The sequence below is a fragment of the Flavobacterium sp. 270 genome (assembly GCF_004368785.1).
GTDB lineage: Bacteria > Bacteroidota > Bacteroidia > Flavobacteriales > Flavobacteriaceae > Flavobacterium.
Genome location: NZ_SODM01000006.1, coordinates 26,954 through 43,422, shown reverse-complemented (window position 1 = coordinate 43,422; position 16,469 = coordinate 26,954). Strand labels below are relative to the sequence as shown.

The window sequence follows — 16,469 nt, the reverse complement described above, 5'->3', positions numbered from 1 at the left end:
ATCCATTTTTTGAACAAATATAAATTGCACTCTCCTGCACCACACTATAACATATACGGTTGGGCTTTTCTGGACTATAAATAGCAAAAAAACATCTACAATAGATTTACAGCCGCCAATACTTCATTCAGGCTTAAAAATGCTCATTTCGTCTATCAAAAAGGGGCATACATATATCTTCTTTTTTTTAAAACCATCTGCCACCTACTTTTGAACCAATAATTAAGTAATGAAAATAAGATTTTTAATTTGTTTGGTTTTTTCCATTTCATTTTTCACAGTGAAAGCTCAAGAAAACTTTTCTGCTGTGGTAAATGTAAAAACGGAGCCAACTGATAAGATTGATTTTAATGAAACCAATATTGGATTTTCATTCCATAAAAAAGTGAGTGCAAAAAACACCATCACAAACACATTAGAATATTCTAATCTGAAAGTGAATTATGAAGAAACGGTTTTTGAAACCTTTGCTCCTTTTAAAGATTTAAATCAATTCAATCAAATTCAAAACAAAATCAAATTTTCGCATGAAGTATCAGATAAGACAAAATTGAATATTACGGTTACGCCAACAGTAAATTTTCAACAAAATTTAGCTATTTCTGATCTTACGGTCTTAGGAAGTTTTGAACTTAATCAGCAATTGAATCCGAATGCTTCGATTACTATTGGAGCCGCGCGGACAACTGCTTTTGGCGATCCTAAATTCATGCCCGTTTTTTCATTCAATTATAAATTTAATGAACAAAGCGATATATCGATTGGTTTTCCGGATTCCAGAATTTCGTACGCTAATAATGATCGGAACAGGTTTAGTGTAACGAATAGCTTTAATGGTAATTATTACAATTTGGATACTCAAAATGATGTGAATTATAATGCTTCTAAAGCTGTTTTATCGCAAATGACTTCGGCAGTTGAATATGAAAGAAATGTGACTAAAAACTGGTTTCTGAATTTTAAGGCGGGTTATGACTTTAATAAAAAATACAATCTGATTGATAATGACAATCACAAAGTATATGATTTTAATACCGGCAACGGGTATATTTTAGGAATTGGCATCAAATACAAACAATAAATAAATTTAATACACTATGAATAATTTAAAAAAGGGAATATTATTCGCGGCACTTTTATCGGGCCTTTTTTTTGTGAGCTGCAGCAATGACAATGACGATGATGATTTGATTGGAAACTGGGTTAAAAAATCGGCTTTTGACGGACCTGCAAGATCTAGTGCTACTAGTTTTGTTATTGGAGATTTTGCTTACGTAGCAACTGGTTATACAGGAGATGTATATTTAAAAGATTTATGGGCCTATAACTCAACAGGGGATTATTGGGAACAAAAAGCTGATTTTACAGGAATTGGCAGAAGTTCTGCGTCAAGTTTTACATTAAACGAAAAAGGATATGTAGGTCTTGGTTATGATGGAACTAATAAATTGAAAGATTTCTATCAATACGATCCTACGAGCAACAGCTGGACTCAAAAAACGGACTTTGCAGGTACTGCGCGTTATGCAGCGGTAGGTTTTCAGGCTGGCGGAAAGGCTTATTTTGGTACTGGTTATGACGGAAATTATCTGAAAGATTTTTACCAATACAATGATCAGGCAAATACCTGGACTTTGGTAAACGGATTTAGCGGTAATAAAAGACGTAACGCTACGGTTTTTGTAATTTCTGATAAAGCGTATTTGGTAACTGGTGTTAACAATGGCGTTATGCAGGAAGATTTCTGGGAATTTGATCCTTCTACAGATGTCTGGACAAGAAAGCGTGATATCGATAAAGATACTGATGATGACGACAGTTACAATGACGAATATGCGATCCTTCGTTCTAATGCTTCTAGTTTTACTATGAATGGATTGGGTTATGTTGTGGGTGGAGAAAGTGTAAAAACAATCTGGGAGTACAATCCGAGTACAGATCTTTGGGTGGAAAGAACTCCTATGGAAGGTGCTACAAGAACAGATGCTGTTGGTTTTGCAATTAACAACAGAGGTTTTTATATGTTAGGAAGAATAGGTTCTACTTATTTTGATGATGCTTGGGAATTTAAACCTACAGAAGAACAAAATGACGACGATAACTAATAACAATAACCGATTCTTCTGGGGTAACATCCAGAAGAATTTAGTTTTTTTACTGCTGGTTTTACTGCTTTCTGCTTGTTCAAAAAAGGAAAGCTTGAAAGCTGAAACATTTAAAACACAGTCAGGATGGGGTTATACCATTGCTTACAAGAATAAAATTGTAATCAAACAATCTATTATTCCTGTAATAAGTGACAGCAAAAGTTTCTCTACAGAAGATGATGCCTTAAAAGTGGCTGATCTTGTGGTTAAGAAACTCCATCAAAACATATCGCCCACGGTAACCAAAAAAGATTTAATTTTATTAAAAATAAAATTGTAAATGCAGATAGATACCATCAAAAATAGCGGTAATAACAAAATTTTGTTCCATTGTGCCATATGGATTTTCTTTATATTGACTTCTTTGATTCAATTTTACGAAAGTCCGTTTAGCATCAATAACGACTTTTATGTACAATGGTTTACAGGAATTGTCTTGTTTTACCTCAACTATTTTTATTTGGTTCCAGTCCTGCTTTTGCAAAAAAAATATTGGCTCTATTTTATTTTTGCCTTTAGTCTTATTGCCGTTTTTATGATTATCAGAATAAATTATTTTATTCCGGAATTCAGACATTTAAGATTTGGCGGTAATATGATACCAGCCAGAACAATGCCTCTTGATGATCATTTTTTTCTTAGAGGAAAACACCATAGAGTAGAAATGAGGCAGCCGCTTTTTTTTAAAATCGGTCCTTCATTTTTCTATATTTTAATTATTACTATTAGTGCGATTATTAGAACATTGACTGAGTTTTACAACAATCAACAAAACAAATTAATTGCAGAAACGCATCGAACAAATACAGAATTAATTTACCTGCGCAAACAAACCAATCCGCATTTTTTATTTAATTCTCTAAACAGTATTTATTCTTTGGCACATAAGAAATCTGATTTGGTCCCTGATGCCATCGTGACATTATCTGAACTCATGCGGTATATGCTGTATGAAACAGATAATAAAACGGTGGCTTTAGAAAAAGAAATGAATTACATTCAGAATTATATCGAATTACAAAAGCTTAGACTTAATAATATCGAAGACATTGTTGTAAACATTCACGGCGATACCCGAAACAAATTTATCGAGCCATTATTGTTGATTTCGTTTGTTGAAAACGCTTTTAAATACGGAACTGACTATAAAGGCGCGACTCACGTAAAAATTAAGATTTTTATATCCGACAATAATCTTGATTTCTGGATTGAAAACACTGTTGAAAATTATGTGAAAGATCCTGAAAATTCAGGGATTGGATTGGTTAATATTCAAAACCGACTTGATTTGCTTTATCCAAATGCGCACGAACTTATCATTAAACAAGAAAATGGGTTTTACCGTGTTCATCTTAATTTAAAATTAGATGAAATTCAGACGGAATTAAATTAAAAACAAACTAAGTATAAAATTAGTGAGGCAGTTTTTTTATGAAAATTTTAAAACTTAATTCACTGGTTTAAAACTACTTTTGACGACCAAAACAAATTTATTCTAATTAAATACCCAAAAGATGAAGTGTGTAATTATTGATGATGAACCTTTAGCGGTTGAACTTTTAGAAGATTTTGTAAAGAAAATAGAATCGCTGGAATTAATAAATACGTTTAATAATGCCATTGATGCTGTTTCGTTTATCAATCAAAACAATGTCGATTTGGTTTTTCTAGACATTCAGATGCCTCATTTTTCCGGAATTGATTTTTTGAATACTATCGAAAAAAAACCTTTAGTAATTTTTACCACCGCTTATTCTGATTATGCCGTAGAAGGCTTTAATCTTGGCGCTGTTGATTATTTAGTAAAGCCGATTCCTTTTCATCGTTTTTTAAAATCGGTTGTAAGAGCACAACAAATTTTAAATCCTGCGACAACTGTTCAGGCGATTTCTGAAAATACAACTGCTCCAGAATTAGAGCAGGATTTTATGTTTGTAAGAGCAGAATATGAAAACGTAAAAATGAATTTTGCCGATATTCTTTTTATTGAAGGATTGAAAGATTATGTAAAAATCTATACTACAGACGGCAAATTTACTTTAACCTTAATTAGTTTAATAAAGTTAGAAAATTTACTTTCCAGTAAAGGATTTTCAAGAATTCACAGATCGTATATTATTAATATAAAACACGTGAAATCTATTCAGAAAAATAAAGTTTTGATTAGCGATAAAAGAATTCCGATTAGTGAAAGTTACAAAAATACTTTCTTTGAAAAGATCAATTTATAAGCGATTAAATTCCAAAATAAAAATTCCAAATTCCAAGTCTTTACTACATTGGAATTTGGAATTTTTATTTTGGAATTTCTTTTTTTTATTCTTCGTTTTTAAACCAGCTAGAATACATTACGTAATTGTTTGAAATACGCTCTATTTCGCCGGCAAAATTAGATTGGTCTATATCTTTTACCTTTTTAGCCGGAACGCCAGCATAAATAGTTCCAGAAGCCACAACGGTATTTTGAGTAATAACCGCTCCGGCTGCAATAATCGAATTACTTTCTATAACGCAATTATCCATAACGATTGCTCCCATTCCGATTAAAACATTATCATGAATGGTACAACCGTGCACAATAGCATTGTGACCAATTGAAACATTATTTCCTATAATGGTTGGATGCTTTTGATACGTACAATGAATAATCGCTCCGTCCTGAATGTTAACCTTATTTCCTATTTTAATAAAGTGAACATCACCGCGAATTACAGCATTAAACCAAACACTGCAAGATTCTCCAAAAGTAACATCGCCAACAATAGTTGCATTTTCGGCTACATAACAATCTTCTGGAATCGCAGGAGATTTTCCGTTTACAGATTTAATCAGCATAATAAAAGTTTAATTAATTGCCGGACAGTTACAGTCGTAACGTTCTTTTTTACAAAATAAATTAATCCCCAAAGTAATTTGGTGATAACCGCCAGTATCAAATTTTACATCGCCCACAACTTGCGAATACGTGTAAGCAAACATAAAGTTCTTAAAATTAACCCCCACAATTGGTGTAAAATATTGTAGTTTTTGAGAAGATACACCGCTTCCTGTACTATATTGAGCACCATCAAAACTTCTTCTATACGACAACGCTGCCCACAAACTTCCGAAATCCATGTTTTTGTAAGCTTTCATGTTTAAGTCAATTGTTTTTTCTTTCGTCTGATCAAATAATTGAAACAAAACCGATGGCTCCCAGGTAATGTTTTCGTTTTTACCAAAAACATATCCAACGCTCAGCAAAAACTTTCTCAGGTTATTGCTTTCATATTCTGTATATAAATCTCTTCTGGTTTCAAGAAGGCCCTGAACCGTAGCGTGAGCATAAAAATCTAAATAATTATAAGATGCTCCCACATCCATATTAAAATAAGAATCTTTTTGAATAGAACCAAAAACGATAGGGTCAAAAGTACCGCCAAAAGTGGTTTCGTCTAATTGGCTTTGAATCAATCCGCCGCTAATACCAAACGAAAGCTGATTTAAATCTACTTCATCTCGAGAAAACATAATATGATGAGCATAAGTAAGTTTTACTCCTTTTTGAGAATGATATCCATTTTTGTCATTAAAAACAATAATTCCCGCACCAGAGCGCTCGCCTATTCTTCCGTTAAAACTCAAAGTCTGTAGTGTTGGCGCATCATCTTGCCCAAACCATTGTTTTCTGGCTGTTAATCTTATTTTGGCACAGTTTGCCGCCCCGGCCATAGAAGGATGAATCAGGTAATAATTATCCGATAAATAATCTGAATACACAGGAATTCCTTCTTGGGAGTAAGAATAAAATGTTGTAATCAAAAAAATAAATAAAACCTTGATTCTAAATTTCATAAAAGCAATTTTGTTTGAAAATAATCCCCACTCTCCCAAAAATTTTAACGAGATTTATTGTAAAAGAGTCTTAATTATTTTATTAAAAAATCAAATATAGCTATTAGTAGAAAATAACTTTACTAAATTTGCAAAAAATATACGACCATGGCAAAAATCACTATAAAAGAAACTCAAAATCCTACCATTTTAAAATTCGAATTTGAAGACTTTATCACTCAAAATGAAAACTTTGAGTTTAAAAACATAGACGAAGCACAAGCTTCTCCTTTAGCACAACAATTATTTTATCTTCCGTTTGTTAAAACCGTTTACATCTCAGGAAATTTTATTGCAATCGAAAGATACAGCATTGTAGATTGGGATGATGTAAAAGACGCTGTTGCAGACCAAATTGAAGCTTATGTAGATAAAGGCGGCGTGATCATTAAAGTGGATGAAAACAAAGCTAAAAAACAACCTATTACAGTTTACGGAGAAACAACTCCAAACCCTTCAGCTTTAAAATTTGTGGTAAGCAGAATGTTAACCAGAAATGCTATCGAGTACAAAAATATCGATCAGGCTGTATCTTCTCCATTAGCTCAGGAATTGTTTAAATTTCCTTATGTAAAAGAAGTTTTTATTGATGAAAATTATATTTCGGTAACTAAATATGACATCAACGACTGGTCTGAAATTACACTGGAATTAAGAACTTTTATCAAACAATTTATCGAAAACGGCGGCACTGTTTTAGACGAAAGTTTAATTCAGGTTACTACCAAAAATGACATTACAAAAGATGAAGCTTTTGATAAATTAGATGTGACTTCACAGCAAATTATCAATATTTTAGAAGAATACGTAAAACCGGCTGTAGCTGCAGACGGTGGAAATATTGCTTTTGAATCTTATAATGAAGAAGATAAAACAGTAAAAGTACTTTTACAAGGTGCTTGCAGTGGTTGTCCGTCTTCTACTTTTACCCTAAAAAGCGGTATCGAAAATATGCTGAAAAGTATGCTTAATGATGAGGCTATTAAGGTTGAAGCGACAAATGCTTAAAAAATACATCTCTTAAAATAATCAATAGCGTCTCAAATGAGGCGCTATTTTTTTATATGAAATTTGAGAAAACCAATTGAAAATCTGCACTATAAAACATCATTGTTATTGAAAAATAGTTATTATTGTATTTCCAAAAACTAATCTATTTTAAAACTATGGGATTATCTTCTTTTTTCAAGAATCTATTTGGTACATCCAAAGATTCTACTTCCGATTTGGCTACTGAAGCCGAAAACACTTTTGAACAAGCCAAAGAAACTGCCGCTCCTTATATTGATAAGGCAGAAACTTTTGCCGAAGAAACGATCGAAAAAGTCAAAGATGCTGCAGAGCCGATTATAGAAAGTGCTGCAGATTATGTACATCATGCAAAAGATATTATGAGCGAATATGTAGAAAAAGCTTCAGAATCCTTAAATGATGTGATTGATTCTATAAAAGAGAAAACTGCAGAATTTAATACTGATCCCGAAACTCTTGCTACAGAAACGGTTGTGGACACGAGCGAGAAACCGCTGACAGACGAAGACTAAATTTACAGCAATAAAAATATAGAACAGAATTATTCTTATTATGATCGAATAAATATCTTTATATTTGCAGCATTAATACCACCTTCTCTTTTGGGAAGGTTTTTTTATTCAAAAAAATGATGTACATCGATCCAGATCACCTTAGCAATTACGTAACAAGATTTGTTAACATATTAGTAGATTATTCGCCAAAATTAATTTCGGCCTTTTTAATCTTATTTATTGGTTTATATGCCATAAGATTAACAAACAGGGCGATTAGAAAAATAATGGTGAAGAGAAATTTAGATCCAACATTAACAAAATTTCTCGCCGACATTTTACTCTGGGCGCTCCGAATTTTATTGTTTGTGTCTTTTATTTCAAAATTAGGAATAGAAACTTCTTCTTTTGTTACCATTCTAGGAGCAATGGGTCTTGCAGTAGGTTTGTCTCTGCAAGGTTCTCTTTCTAATTTTGCGGGCGGAATGTTAATTATCGTTTTCAAACCTTTTAAGGTTGGCGATACTATAGAAGCCCAAGGCGTTATCGCAACTGTTCTTGAAATTCAGATTTTTGTTACCAAAATGCTGACGGGAAATAATCAGACTGTTTTTGTACCTAACGGCGCTTTATCAAACGGAACGATAATTAATTATTCGATGCAGGGAGAAAGAAGAGCCGATTTGACTTTTGCTGTTTCTTATGATTCGGATATTAAAAAAGCTAAAGAAGTACTTTTAGAAGTTTTAAACAATAATCCAAAAGTACTTACGAAACCCGCACCGGAAGTTTTTGTAAAAAATCTAACAGCAAGTTCTGTAGAGTTTGCAGTGCGCCCGTGGGCAAAAAATGCTAATTACGGATCTGTATTTTCAGATACATTAGAAAATTGCAAAACAGCTTTAGATGAAGCAGGAATTGCTATTCAGCCTTTTACACTTCAAAAATAAAATAGTTTTTATTGCTTTTTTGGCGGGGCAATCATAAAATCTTTTAAATAATAAGGTTCAAAATAAGCGACATCTACAGTGTCGTTTTTTTGATACTTATCATAACTGATTTTACTCATGGCTTTCGCCGAAGGATATTTGATTTCTTCTAAAAACACAAAGTTCTCTTTTGTTAAAACCGGTTTGCATTTTTCAGCACAATCACCAACAAAATAAACTGGTTCTGTATATTCGGCAAAAGAATTTTCGTCGATTATTTCTGCTTTAATTGGTCTTTCATTTTCTAAATCGGCATTAAAAACAGCGCTGTAAACTTCCATGCGACGTGCATCTAGCATCGGAATAATTTTTCCGCTTGAAACATTGGCCTGAGATGCCAAAGCTTTTAAAGTATCTACTGCAATCAGCGGAATATTTAATGCAAAACACAATCCTTTTGCTGCCGAAACACCAATTCTTAAACCAGTATAAGAACCCGGTCCCTGACTTACTGCAATTGCTGCTAAATCCTGAACTGTAATTCCTGCTGCTGCTATTGCTTCTTCTATAAAAACGTGAAGTTTTTCTGCATGCGAATAACCTTCATCGGCAATTTCATTACACACAATAGTTTCGCCATCTTTTGCAATGGATACAGAACAGTTTTTGGTTGCAGTTTCGATATTAAGGATAAAAGACAATGTATGTAATTTTTAAAATTTATGTTTGCTTGAAATGTGTTAGATTACTTTTTGGGCGTATCTGTTTTTTTAAGCTTTACTTTATCGCCAGAATTCAGTTCTTTAGAAACTGTGGTATAAGGACCTGTAATTACAACATCACCTGGTTTTAAACCCGACATTACTTCGATGTTTGTATCATCCTGAATACCGGTTTTTATAACTCTGATTTTAGCTTTATCGCCTACTTTTACAAAAACACATTCAAATTTCTTATCACTTTTTGGAGCTGCTTTTTTATCTTCGTTAGGATCATCAACTTTAAATTCTGTAACTGCAGTTGTATCTGATTTTACCACAACAGAGCTAATTGGCACTGCTAAAACATTTGCTTTGGTTTGTGTAAGAATATCAACAGTAGCGGTCATTCCTGGTCTAAACGGAGAAAATTCTGCCGGTTTTCCTTCTAATAAATCTTGGTATGATTCTTTTAAAATTCGAACTTTCACTTTAAAATTAGTTACCTGATCTGAAGTTAAAGTTGTACTTGCAGAATTAGAAATGCTGGTTACAACGCCTTTGAATTTCTTTTTTAGATAAGCATCAACTTCAACATTGGCTTCGTCGCCGATTTTTATTTTTACAATATCATTTTCGTTTACATCAACTTCAACTTCCATATTGTTGAGGTTTGCCACTCTCAAAAGCTCTGTTCCTGCCATTTGCTGTGTTCCCAAAACGCGCTCTCCTAATTCTACATTTAATACGGAAATAGTTCCCGCTGCCGGAGCATAAATTGTAGTACGCCCTAAATTATCTCTTGCTTCAGTAACAGAAGCCGATGCACTTTGTACGGTATAATATGCATTTTGTTTGGTTGCTTTTGCTACTTCAAAAGTGGCAATTGCTTTATCCCAATCCGATTTAGAAATTACACCTTTATCATACAAGGTTTTATTTCTTTCATAACTTGCTTTTGCTTCTTTAAAATTAGCTTCAGACTGTGTTAATCCTGCTTTAGATCCAGATAAATTAGCCACGGATCTGTCTAATCCAGAAGTGTATAAATCGGGATTTATTTTTACCAGCAAATCGCCTTTTTTTACAACCTGCCCTTCTTTTACGTTTAATGCAATGATTTCTCCCGAAACCATAGAAGCTATTTTAACTTCTATTTCCGGCTGGATTTTACCTGTTGCCGAAACGGTTTCGATAATGGTTGAAGCCATTACTTTTGAAATTTCTACTTCTTTTCCTTCATCCTTATTTCCTATCACTCCTGCTTTAGAAAGGCCTATTAGTCCTGCAATAACAACTACTGCACCACCTACTAAGAAATAAACTGTTTTTTTTGACATAGTAAATTATTTTGTGATAATTGGAATAATTGGAATTCCAAAGTAGAATTCTAGTATTTTTATTTTAAACATATAATCGTATTTTGTTCTGATAACGTCTGACTGCGCATTTGTTAACAAAGTCTGTGCTTGTGTAAAATCAAAAGAATTCATTAAACCTACATCATACTTTTCTTTTGCATAATTGTAAGCCTGTTGTCTTGCTTCTAAAGTTACTGTAGACGATTCGTAAGTGTTTAAAGCGCCTTTTGCATCTGTAAAAGCGGTATAAACGTTACGTTGCAAATCTAAACTTTTTTGTTCTAAATCTATTTTAGATTTCTCTAAACTTACTTTATTACGCTCTACATTATTTTTTACTGAAAATCCATTAAAAATTGGAACATTCAACTGAAAACCAAAATTGTGTCCTTTATTATCACTAAACTGTGTAAATACAGGATCTGGACTTGAATAAAGTGGATTTCCTGCACCATCTGTTCCTATAAGTCTGTCACTATAACTTGCGCTTGTACTAAATCCGTAGAAACCTCTAAGTGTTGGCTGGTATGCTCCTTTTGCAATAGCAACATTTTTCTCTGCAATTTCAAGATTAGTCTGCGCTAATTTTAATTCTGTTCTGATTTCTTTTGCTTTATTGTAAATGTCAACCGGATTTTGCGCCATAATGTTGTTTTCATCTTTGGCATTCGTATCGTCAATTACGTCAAAATCTGCAAATTCTTTAAGCTGTAAAAGCTGCGCTAAACTTAATTTAGAAATCAATAAGTTATTTTCAGAAACGGTGATATTTTGCTTGTCTGTTGCAACGGTAGCTTTTAGATCAAATAAATCTCCACGCGGAATTGTTCCTGCATTTACCATTTCTTCAGAACGTGTATAGCGTTTTTCATCAATTGCTAATTGTTCTTTTTTAACTTTCAAATCTTCTTTGTTAGACAAAATCTGCAAAAATGCACTCGCCACATTCAAAGAAATATCTTCCTGCATTTTCAATAATTGATATTGCGATGCTATGATAGAAAGTTTTGTTCTTCTGTAAATATTTTGATTTTGCAAACCTTTGTAAAGATCTACTCCCGCGTTTACCCCAAGTGATGAGTATTGTGTGGTTTGTGTAGTAGCGATATTCGTAACCGGGTTAACGTTCAAACCAATATTCCAGGAGTGAGAAGCGTTTCCGTTTACAGATGGTAAAAAACTACCTAATGCGCCTTTTTTATCGATTGCAGCGTTTTTAACATCTAACTCTGAAAGTTTTATGGTGATATTATTGTCTAGTGCATATCTCACGCATTCTTCTAAAGTCCATTGTTTGGATTGCGCCTGTCCTGATAATCCAAAACCGAATAACAATGCAAAAACAAGACTATTATATTTATTTATTTTCATATATTTTGAATGAAAGCATAGCATCGATACTACGCAAATTTAACATTTTTTAAAACCAAAAAGAACCTTCTATTTCAAATTATTTTTTCTCTCCTTCGGTAATTAAACCTTGATTCCAGATTTTAATTTTATCTGTGTTTTTAATACCACTTTTAACTTGAACATAGATTCCGTCACTTGTTCCTAAAACTAAATCTCTTCTTTGAAATTTTTGTGGAGCAGTTTCGACTTCAACATAAGGTTTTTGTGTTTTTTTATCAAATTGTACCAATGACTCTTTTATAGCCATTACTTTATCTGCTTTCTCTAAAATAATCGACGCGTTTGCACTTAACCCAGCTCTAATAAAGGTGCCGTCTCTATTTTCTAATCTTGCTTTAATTTCAAACTGAATAGCACCATTTTCTGTAACTCCTTTTGGGGCAATGTCAGTTAAAACGGCATCAAATTTTTTGTTCTCAATTGCACCAACTGTGATCTCGATAGGCATTTTTTCTTTGATTTTACCTACTTCAGATTCGTCAATTTTTCCAATAAAAATCATTCTTCCCACATCGGCAACGCTTGCAATTGTTGTTCCTTCATTAAAATTATTACTTTCAATAACCTGATTTCCAACTTTTACAGGAACGGCTAAAACCATTCCGTTTACTGTAGAACGAATCAAAGTATTGGCATAACTTCCTAAAGAAGATGTTGTTCCTGTTTTTACAATATCTAAACTTTGTTTTGCTGCCTGATAGGTTTGTTTTGCTTGTTTGTACGCTACAGAAGCTGCATCAAAATCATTTGCAGAAATTACATCTTTATCAAATAAAGTTTTTTGTCTTTGATAAATTTTTTCCTGATTGTCTAATGCAATTTTGGCTGTCTGTACCTGATTTTGTGTACTGCTTACATTAGAAACGTTTGCAACAACTCTAATTTTAGCAATCATATCGCCTGCTTTGATTTTCTCTCCTGCTTTGATATATACTTCTTCAATAATACCCGAGATGTTTGGTTTGATTAGGACTTCTTCATCTGGCTGGATATTACCTGTCGCGATAGTATTTTTTACAATCGTTTTAATTTCTGCTTTTTCAGTTTTAAAGACTATTGGCGACTCTTGATTTTTGGCATACAAGTAATAAAGTGCGCCAAAGAAAACTATTGCAATAAAAATTAAAATGGTTACCGTTACTCCTTTTTTCATTTTGTTCTTGGTTTAATCGATTATTTTTGATTGATAATTTTATTCTGATCTTAAAGCATCTACCGGCTTTACGTTGATTGCAGTCTGCGCCGGAATAAATCCTGCCAGCAAACCTGATCCTACTAATATTAATAAGGCAACAAATACAACACGCAAATCTACACTTGGGTTTGCAAACATTGTATTACTTCCCGGAGGCATTGAATCTAAGGCCATGTTTAAGAGGGCAATAATGCCCGTTGCGACGGCAATACCCAGCATACCAGAAATGATGGTTAAGAATATTGATTCTGATAAAATCTGTCCGCGGATTGCTGCCGGCGTTGCTCCTAATGCTCTTCTAATTCCGATTTCTTTGGTACGCTCTTTAACTACGATAAGCATGATATTAGAAATACCAATAACTCCCGAAATCAAAACCAAAGTTCCTACAAAATAAGCTATGATTTGTAAGATGTTAAATAAACTTTGCACTTTATTAAATTGCTCGTATAAATCAAAATTTCCAACTGCACGGTCATCTGCTGGATTTACAGAATGCAATGCTTTTATTAATTCTAAAATTTTTGGTTTTAATTCTGTAATAGATGCTTCATCTTTTGCAGTAAGCGCCATCCATCCCACTTTATCTCCGTAATTAAAAGCTTGCTGAAATGTAGTAAAAGGGATAAAAATATTCTTTTGTTCCTGCTCTGCATTTCCTCCCTGCTGCTTAGAATTATAAACTCCAACCACCATAAAGTTGATTCCGTTGATTTTTACATACGTACCAACAGCTTCTTCCTCTTTTCCGTAAAGTTCTGTGATAACACCTTTTCCAATCACCGCAATTTTCCTTCTGTCCAGAATATCCTGCTGATTTATAAAACGCCCTTTTATAATATCCATTGGCTGTTGCTTAATCAATTCCGGATAATCTCCATAAATGGTAAATGCAGCCGTTTTTGTACCACGAACAACATTGTTTGTTCCATTAAAATCTCCTAATTGATTTCTTGGCGAAACATATAATAAATCCGGCAGTGCTTGTCTTAAAGCCTGTACATCACTATTTCTAAAATCGTAACGGCGCACTTTCGGAAGCCCTTTATAAGCTTTTGAAGTAGTCTGACTCCACATAAACATTGTGTTGGTTGCTATTCCGTCAAACCCTTTCTTTACTCCATTTTCCAGGCCTTTTCCAGCAGCAAGTAATATTACCAAAATAAATATACCCCAAAACACCCCAAATGCAGTTAGAACCGTTCTAAAAACATTGGCAGTTAAAGCCTGTATAATCTCGTCCCAATTGTCTTTTTTAAACATAATTATTCGTCTCTAAGTGCTACAATAGGTTTAATTTTGGCTGCTCTGTACGCCGGAAAAAATCCTGCCATTGCTCCTGCAAAAACAAGCAGTACTAATGTTGTTAAGGCTACACTAAAATCTACTTCAGGATTTCTAAAATATTCGCTTTGCACCATTGGCCCCACAAATTCTAATAAAAGTAAGCTGGCAAGCAGTCCCGCAAAACCTGCAATTGTGGTAATAAAAATAGATTCGTGAAGTATCATCGAAATAATCGAAAATGGCGAAGCTCCAAGAGCTTTTCTAATTCCTATTTCTTTCGTTCTTTCTTTTACTATAATAAGCATGATATTACTTACACCAACAACACCGGCAATAATAGTACAAATACCAACCCACCAGAAAAACAATCTTATATAAAGATTGAGATCGTAAAACTGCTTGGCATCTTCAACAGAATTATAAATTCCGATAGCACTTTCGTCATCGGGAGCGATAATATTTTTGCTTTTCAATAACTCTTTAACACCTTCGGTAAATTTCTTTGATTGTGCTAATGCTTCATCATAATTGGCCTTTTTATTCAAAACGAACATCATTCCGTTAATTTTATCACCAGCACCAAAAGCACGCTGATTGGTAGTCATTGGCATATAAATTCTGGATTCCTCTCGTTCTCCGGAAGGATCTGTAAAAACACCAATAACTTTAAAATTAATTCCGTTTACTAATATTATTTTCCCAAGAGGATCAACATCTTTAAACAAATCCTGTTTTACTTTAAGACCAATTGCTGCAACTTTTTCGTTATTTTTTAAATCATTATCATTCAAAAAACGGCCTTGTATGATTGTTGCATTTTCAATTGCTAAATAATCAGGAGTAACACCTCTAAATTGATAATTCCCAGACTCTTTTCCGTAAGTTGTAGTACCACCCCAGGTAATTCTGGTATCTGATTTTTTATTAATCTCGTCACTGTACTTTTTAACGGGAAGATCGTAATCACTATTTCGCAGCTGAATTTGTCTTCCAGGATTTAATCCTTTATATTGTTTAGTGGTAACATTCGACCAAACTTCGATAATTCCCTCGGCATCATTTTCGAATTGTTTTTCAATTCCGTTCTGAAGTCCTTTACCCGCACCCAGCAAAATCACTAAAATAAAAATTCCCGACGCTACAGAAATTCCCGTAAGAAATGTTCTAAGCCGATTTTTAGAGATTGCCTCAAAAATTTCCTGCCAACGCTCAATATTAAACATAAGATGAAGCTCTAACTTGTTCTACCATTTTATCATCGATAATTAATCCGTCTTTCAGGACTACATTTCTTTTGCACATTGCTGCAATATCAGGTTCGTGTGTAACGATCAAAATGGTTTTTCCTTCATCGTTAATTCCTTGTATAAGCTCCATAACTTCATAAGAAGTTTTGGTGTCCAAAGCTCCAGTCGGCTCATCTGCCAATAAAACCTTTGGATTAGACGCTAACGCCCTTGCAATTGCAACACGTTGTTTTTGTCCTCCCGAAAGTTCGCTTGGTAAATGATGAGAATGTGTAGCCAAACCTACTTTCTCCAAATATTTCATAGCGATTTCGTAACGTTCTTTTCTTTTTACACCTTGATAATACAAAGGCATAGCAACATTATCGAGCGCTGATTTGTAGTTTATTAAATTGAAAGATTGAAAAACAAAACCTAAAAATTTATTTCGATATTTTGAAGCTATCGTTTCGTTTAGTTTTTTTATCGGAGTTTTGTCTAAAATATAACTCCCAGAATCTGCTTCATCAAGAATTCCTAAAATGTTAAGAAGCGTAGATTTTCCAGATCCAGAAGATCCCATGATCGCAACCAATTCTCCTTCGGCAATATTAAAATTAATCCCTTTTAACACATGCAACTCTGAACTCCCCATTTTATAGGACTTGTGTAAATCTTTAATTTCGATCATGGTATTGTTAAATTTTAAGACAATAATAATATTTTTATTAAGTATTTTATGATAATGAAACGTTAATAATTGCGTTAGGTTATTTCAATAAGACTACGAACTTTATCAAATGTTACACTTTAA

17 protein-coding genes are annotated in these 16,469 nt (G+C 33.4%); 8 read left to right on the top strand and 9 right to left on the bottom strand.

All coding sequences use genetic code 11. The features are described 5' to 3' along the window. The first annotated feature begins 280 nt into the window (after positions 1-280). From EV144_RS19600 to EV144_RS19580, 5 genes are all read left to right on the top strand, one after another. Positions 281-1,081 carry a DUF6268 family outer membrane beta-barrel protein gene (locus EV144_RS19600; protein WP_243854717.1) on the top strand — a complete coding sequence of 267 codons (801 nt, stop codon included), beginning with the start codon at positions 281-283 and terminating at the stop codon, positions 1,079-1,081. A gap of 16 nt (positions 1,082-1,097) precedes the next feature. Continuing rightward, on the top strand, positions 1,098-2,105 hold the full coding sequence (locus EV144_RS19595) for a Kelch repeat-containing protein (protein ID WP_134150851.1): 1,008 nt from the start codon (positions 1,098-1,100) through the stop codon (positions 2,103-2,105). Beyond that, positions 2,089-2,427, top strand: a complete 339-nt coding sequence (locus tag EV144_RS19590) for a DUF4907 domain-containing protein (RefSeq protein WP_134150850.1) — start codon at positions 2,089-2,091, stop codon at positions 2,425-2,427. Before EV144_RS19595 ends, EV144_RS19590 begins: the two co-directional genes overlap by 17 nt. Continuing rightward, entirely contained in the window at positions 2,428-3,540 is a 1,113-nt protein-coding gene (locus tag EV144_RS19585) for a sensor histidine kinase (protein ID WP_134150849.1), read from the top strand. A gap of 121 nt (positions 3,541-3,661) precedes the next feature. Continuing rightward, positions 3,662-4,378, top strand: a complete 717-nt coding sequence (locus EV144_RS19580) for a LytR/AlgR family response regulator transcription factor (protein WP_134150848.1) — start codon at positions 3,662-3,664, stop codon at positions 4,376-4,378. 85 nt (positions 4,379-4,463) lie between these two features. Here EV144_RS19580 and EV144_RS19575 read toward each other — a convergent pair whose 3' ends face one another. Both EV144_RS19575 and EV144_RS19570 read right to left on the bottom strand, forming a co-directional pair. Next, complete coding sequence (locus tag EV144_RS19575; protein WP_134150847.1) at positions 4,464-4,982, bottom strand: gamma carbonic anhydrase family protein; 519 nt, start codon at positions 4,980-4,982, stop codon at positions 4,464-4,466. A 9-nt stretch (positions 4,983-4,991) separates the two neighbouring features. Beyond that, positions 4,992-5,981, bottom strand: coding sequence for a type IX secretion system membrane protein PorP/SprF (locus tag EV144_RS19570; RefSeq protein WP_134150846.1), 990 nt, complete (start codon positions 5,979-5,981; stop codon positions 4,992-4,994). Between the two features lie 147 nt (positions 5,982-6,128). On the opposite strand from EV144_RS19570, the gene EV144_RS19565 reads away from it, so the two are divergent. The 3 genes from EV144_RS19565 (at position 6,129) to EV144_RS19555 (ending at position 8,496) form a co-directional block, all read left to right on the top strand. Next, positions 6,129-7,028 (top strand): NifU family protein, encoded by a 900-nt coding sequence (locus EV144_RS19565; RefSeq protein WP_134150845.1) that lies wholly within the window; start codon positions 6,129-6,131, stop codon positions 7,026-7,028. 158 nt (positions 7,029-7,186) lie between these two features. Next, positions 7,187-7,564 (top strand): YtxH domain-containing protein, encoded by a 378-nt coding sequence (locus EV144_RS19560; RefSeq protein ID WP_134150844.1) that lies wholly within the window; start codon positions 7,187-7,189, stop codon positions 7,562-7,564. Positions 7,565-7,683: 119 nt separating this feature from the next. Continuing rightward, complete coding sequence (locus EV144_RS19555; protein ID WP_134151155.1) at positions 7,684-8,496, top strand: mechanosensitive ion channel family protein; 813 nt, start codon at positions 7,684-7,686, stop codon at positions 8,494-8,496. Positions 8,497-8,504: 8 nt separating this feature from the next. Here EV144_RS19555 and tsaB read toward each other — a convergent pair whose 3' ends face one another. From tsaB to EV144_RS19520, 7 genes are all read right to left on the bottom strand, one after another. After that, positions 8,505-9,176, bottom strand: coding sequence for a tRNA (adenosine(37)-N6)-threonylcarbamoyltransferase complex dimerization subunit type 1 TsaB (gene tsaB / locus EV144_RS19550; protein ID WP_134150843.1), 672 nt, complete (start codon positions 9,174-9,176; stop codon positions 8,505-8,507). Positions 9,177-9,220: 44 nt separating this feature from the next. Beyond that, complete coding sequence (locus tag EV144_RS19545; protein ID WP_134150842.1) at positions 9,221-10,513, bottom strand: efflux RND transporter periplasmic adaptor subunit; 1,293 nt, start codon at positions 10,511-10,513, stop codon at positions 9,221-9,223. A 6-nt stretch (positions 10,514-10,519) separates the two neighbouring features. Beyond that, a complete protein-coding gene (locus EV144_RS19540; RefSeq protein WP_134150841.1) occupies positions 10,520-11,905 on the bottom strand; it encodes a TolC family protein in 1,386 nt (461 codons plus the stop codon). A gap of 79 nt (positions 11,906-11,984) precedes the next feature. Next, on the bottom strand, positions 11,985-13,100 hold the full coding sequence (locus tag EV144_RS19535; RefSeq protein WP_134150840.1) for an efflux RND transporter periplasmic adaptor subunit: 1,116 nt from the start codon (positions 13,098-13,100) through the stop codon (positions 11,985-11,987). Between the two features lie 39 nt (positions 13,101-13,139). Then, positions 13,140-14,405 (bottom strand): ABC transporter permease, encoded by a 1,266-nt coding sequence (locus EV144_RS19530; protein WP_134150839.1) that lies wholly within the window; start codon positions 14,403-14,405, stop codon positions 13,140-13,142. A 2-nt stretch (positions 14,406-14,407) separates the two neighbouring features. After that, positions 14,408-15,652, bottom strand: coding sequence for an ABC transporter permease (locus EV144_RS19525; protein WP_134150838.1), 1,245 nt, complete (start codon positions 15,650-15,652; stop codon positions 14,408-14,410). After that, entirely contained in the window at positions 15,645-16,346 is a 702-nt protein-coding gene (locus EV144_RS19520) for an ABC transporter ATP-binding protein (RefSeq protein ID WP_134150837.1), read from the bottom strand. Before EV144_RS19520 ends, EV144_RS19525 begins: the two co-directional genes overlap by 8 nt. Positions 16,347-16,469: the final 123 nt, after the last annotated feature.

Bases quoted from the DNA above. Each gene is read 5' to 3' on its own strand.
- EV144_RS19595 (WP_134150851.1), top strand. From the start codon at position 1,098: ATGAATAATTTAAAAAAGGGAATATTATTCGCGGCACTTTTATCGGGC.
- EV144_RS19590 (WP_134150850.1), top strand. From the start codon at position 2,089: ATGACGACGATAACTAATAACAATAACCGATTCTTCTGGGGTAACATC.
- EV144_RS19585 (WP_134150849.1), top strand. From the start codon at position 2,428: ATGCAGATAGATACCATCAAAAATAGCGGTAATAACAAAATTTTGTTC.
- EV144_RS19580 (WP_134150848.1), top strand. From the start codon at position 3,662: ATGAAGTGTGTAATTATTGATGATGAACCTTTAGCGGTTGAACTTTTA.
- EV144_RS19575 (WP_134150847.1), bottom strand. From the start codon at position 4,982: ATGCTGATTAAATCTGTAAACGGAAAATCTCCTGCGATTCCAGAAGAT.
- EV144_RS19570 (WP_134150846.1), bottom strand. From the start codon at position 5,981: ATGAAATTTAGAATCAAGGTTTTATTTATTTTTTTGATTACAACATTT.
- EV144_RS19565 (WP_134150845.1), top strand. From the start codon at position 6,129: ATGGCAAAAATCACTATAAAAGAAACTCAAAATCCTACCATTTTAAAA.
- EV144_RS19560 (WP_134150844.1), top strand. From the start codon at position 7,187: ATGGGATTATCTTCTTTTTTCAAGAATCTATTTGGTACATCCAAAGAT.
- EV144_RS19555 (WP_134151155.1), top strand. From the start codon at position 7,684: ATGTACATCGATCCAGATCACCTTAGCAATTACGTAACAAGATTTGTT.
- EV144_RS19545 (WP_134150842.1), bottom strand. From the start codon at position 10,513: ATGTCAAAAAAAACAGTTTATTTCTTAGTAGGTGGTGCAGTAGTTGTT.
- EV144_RS19540 (WP_134150841.1), bottom strand. From the start codon at position 11,905: ATGAAAATAAATAAATATAATAGTCTTGTTTTTGCATTGTTATTCGGT.
- EV144_RS19535 (WP_134150840.1), bottom strand. From the start codon at position 13,100: ATGAAAAAAGGAGTAACGGTAACCATTTTAATTTTTATTGCAATAGTT.
- EV144_RS19530 (WP_134150839.1), bottom strand. From the start codon at position 14,405: ATGTTTAAAAAAGACAATTGGGACGAGATTATACAGGCTTTAACTGCC.
- EV144_RS19525 (WP_134150838.1), bottom strand. From the start codon at position 15,652: ATGTTTAATATTGAGCGTTGGCAGGAAATTTTTGAGGCAATCTCTAAA.
- EV144_RS19520 (WP_134150837.1), bottom strand. From the start codon at position 16,346: ATGATCGAAATTAAAGATTTACACAAGTCCTATAAAATGGGGAGTTCA.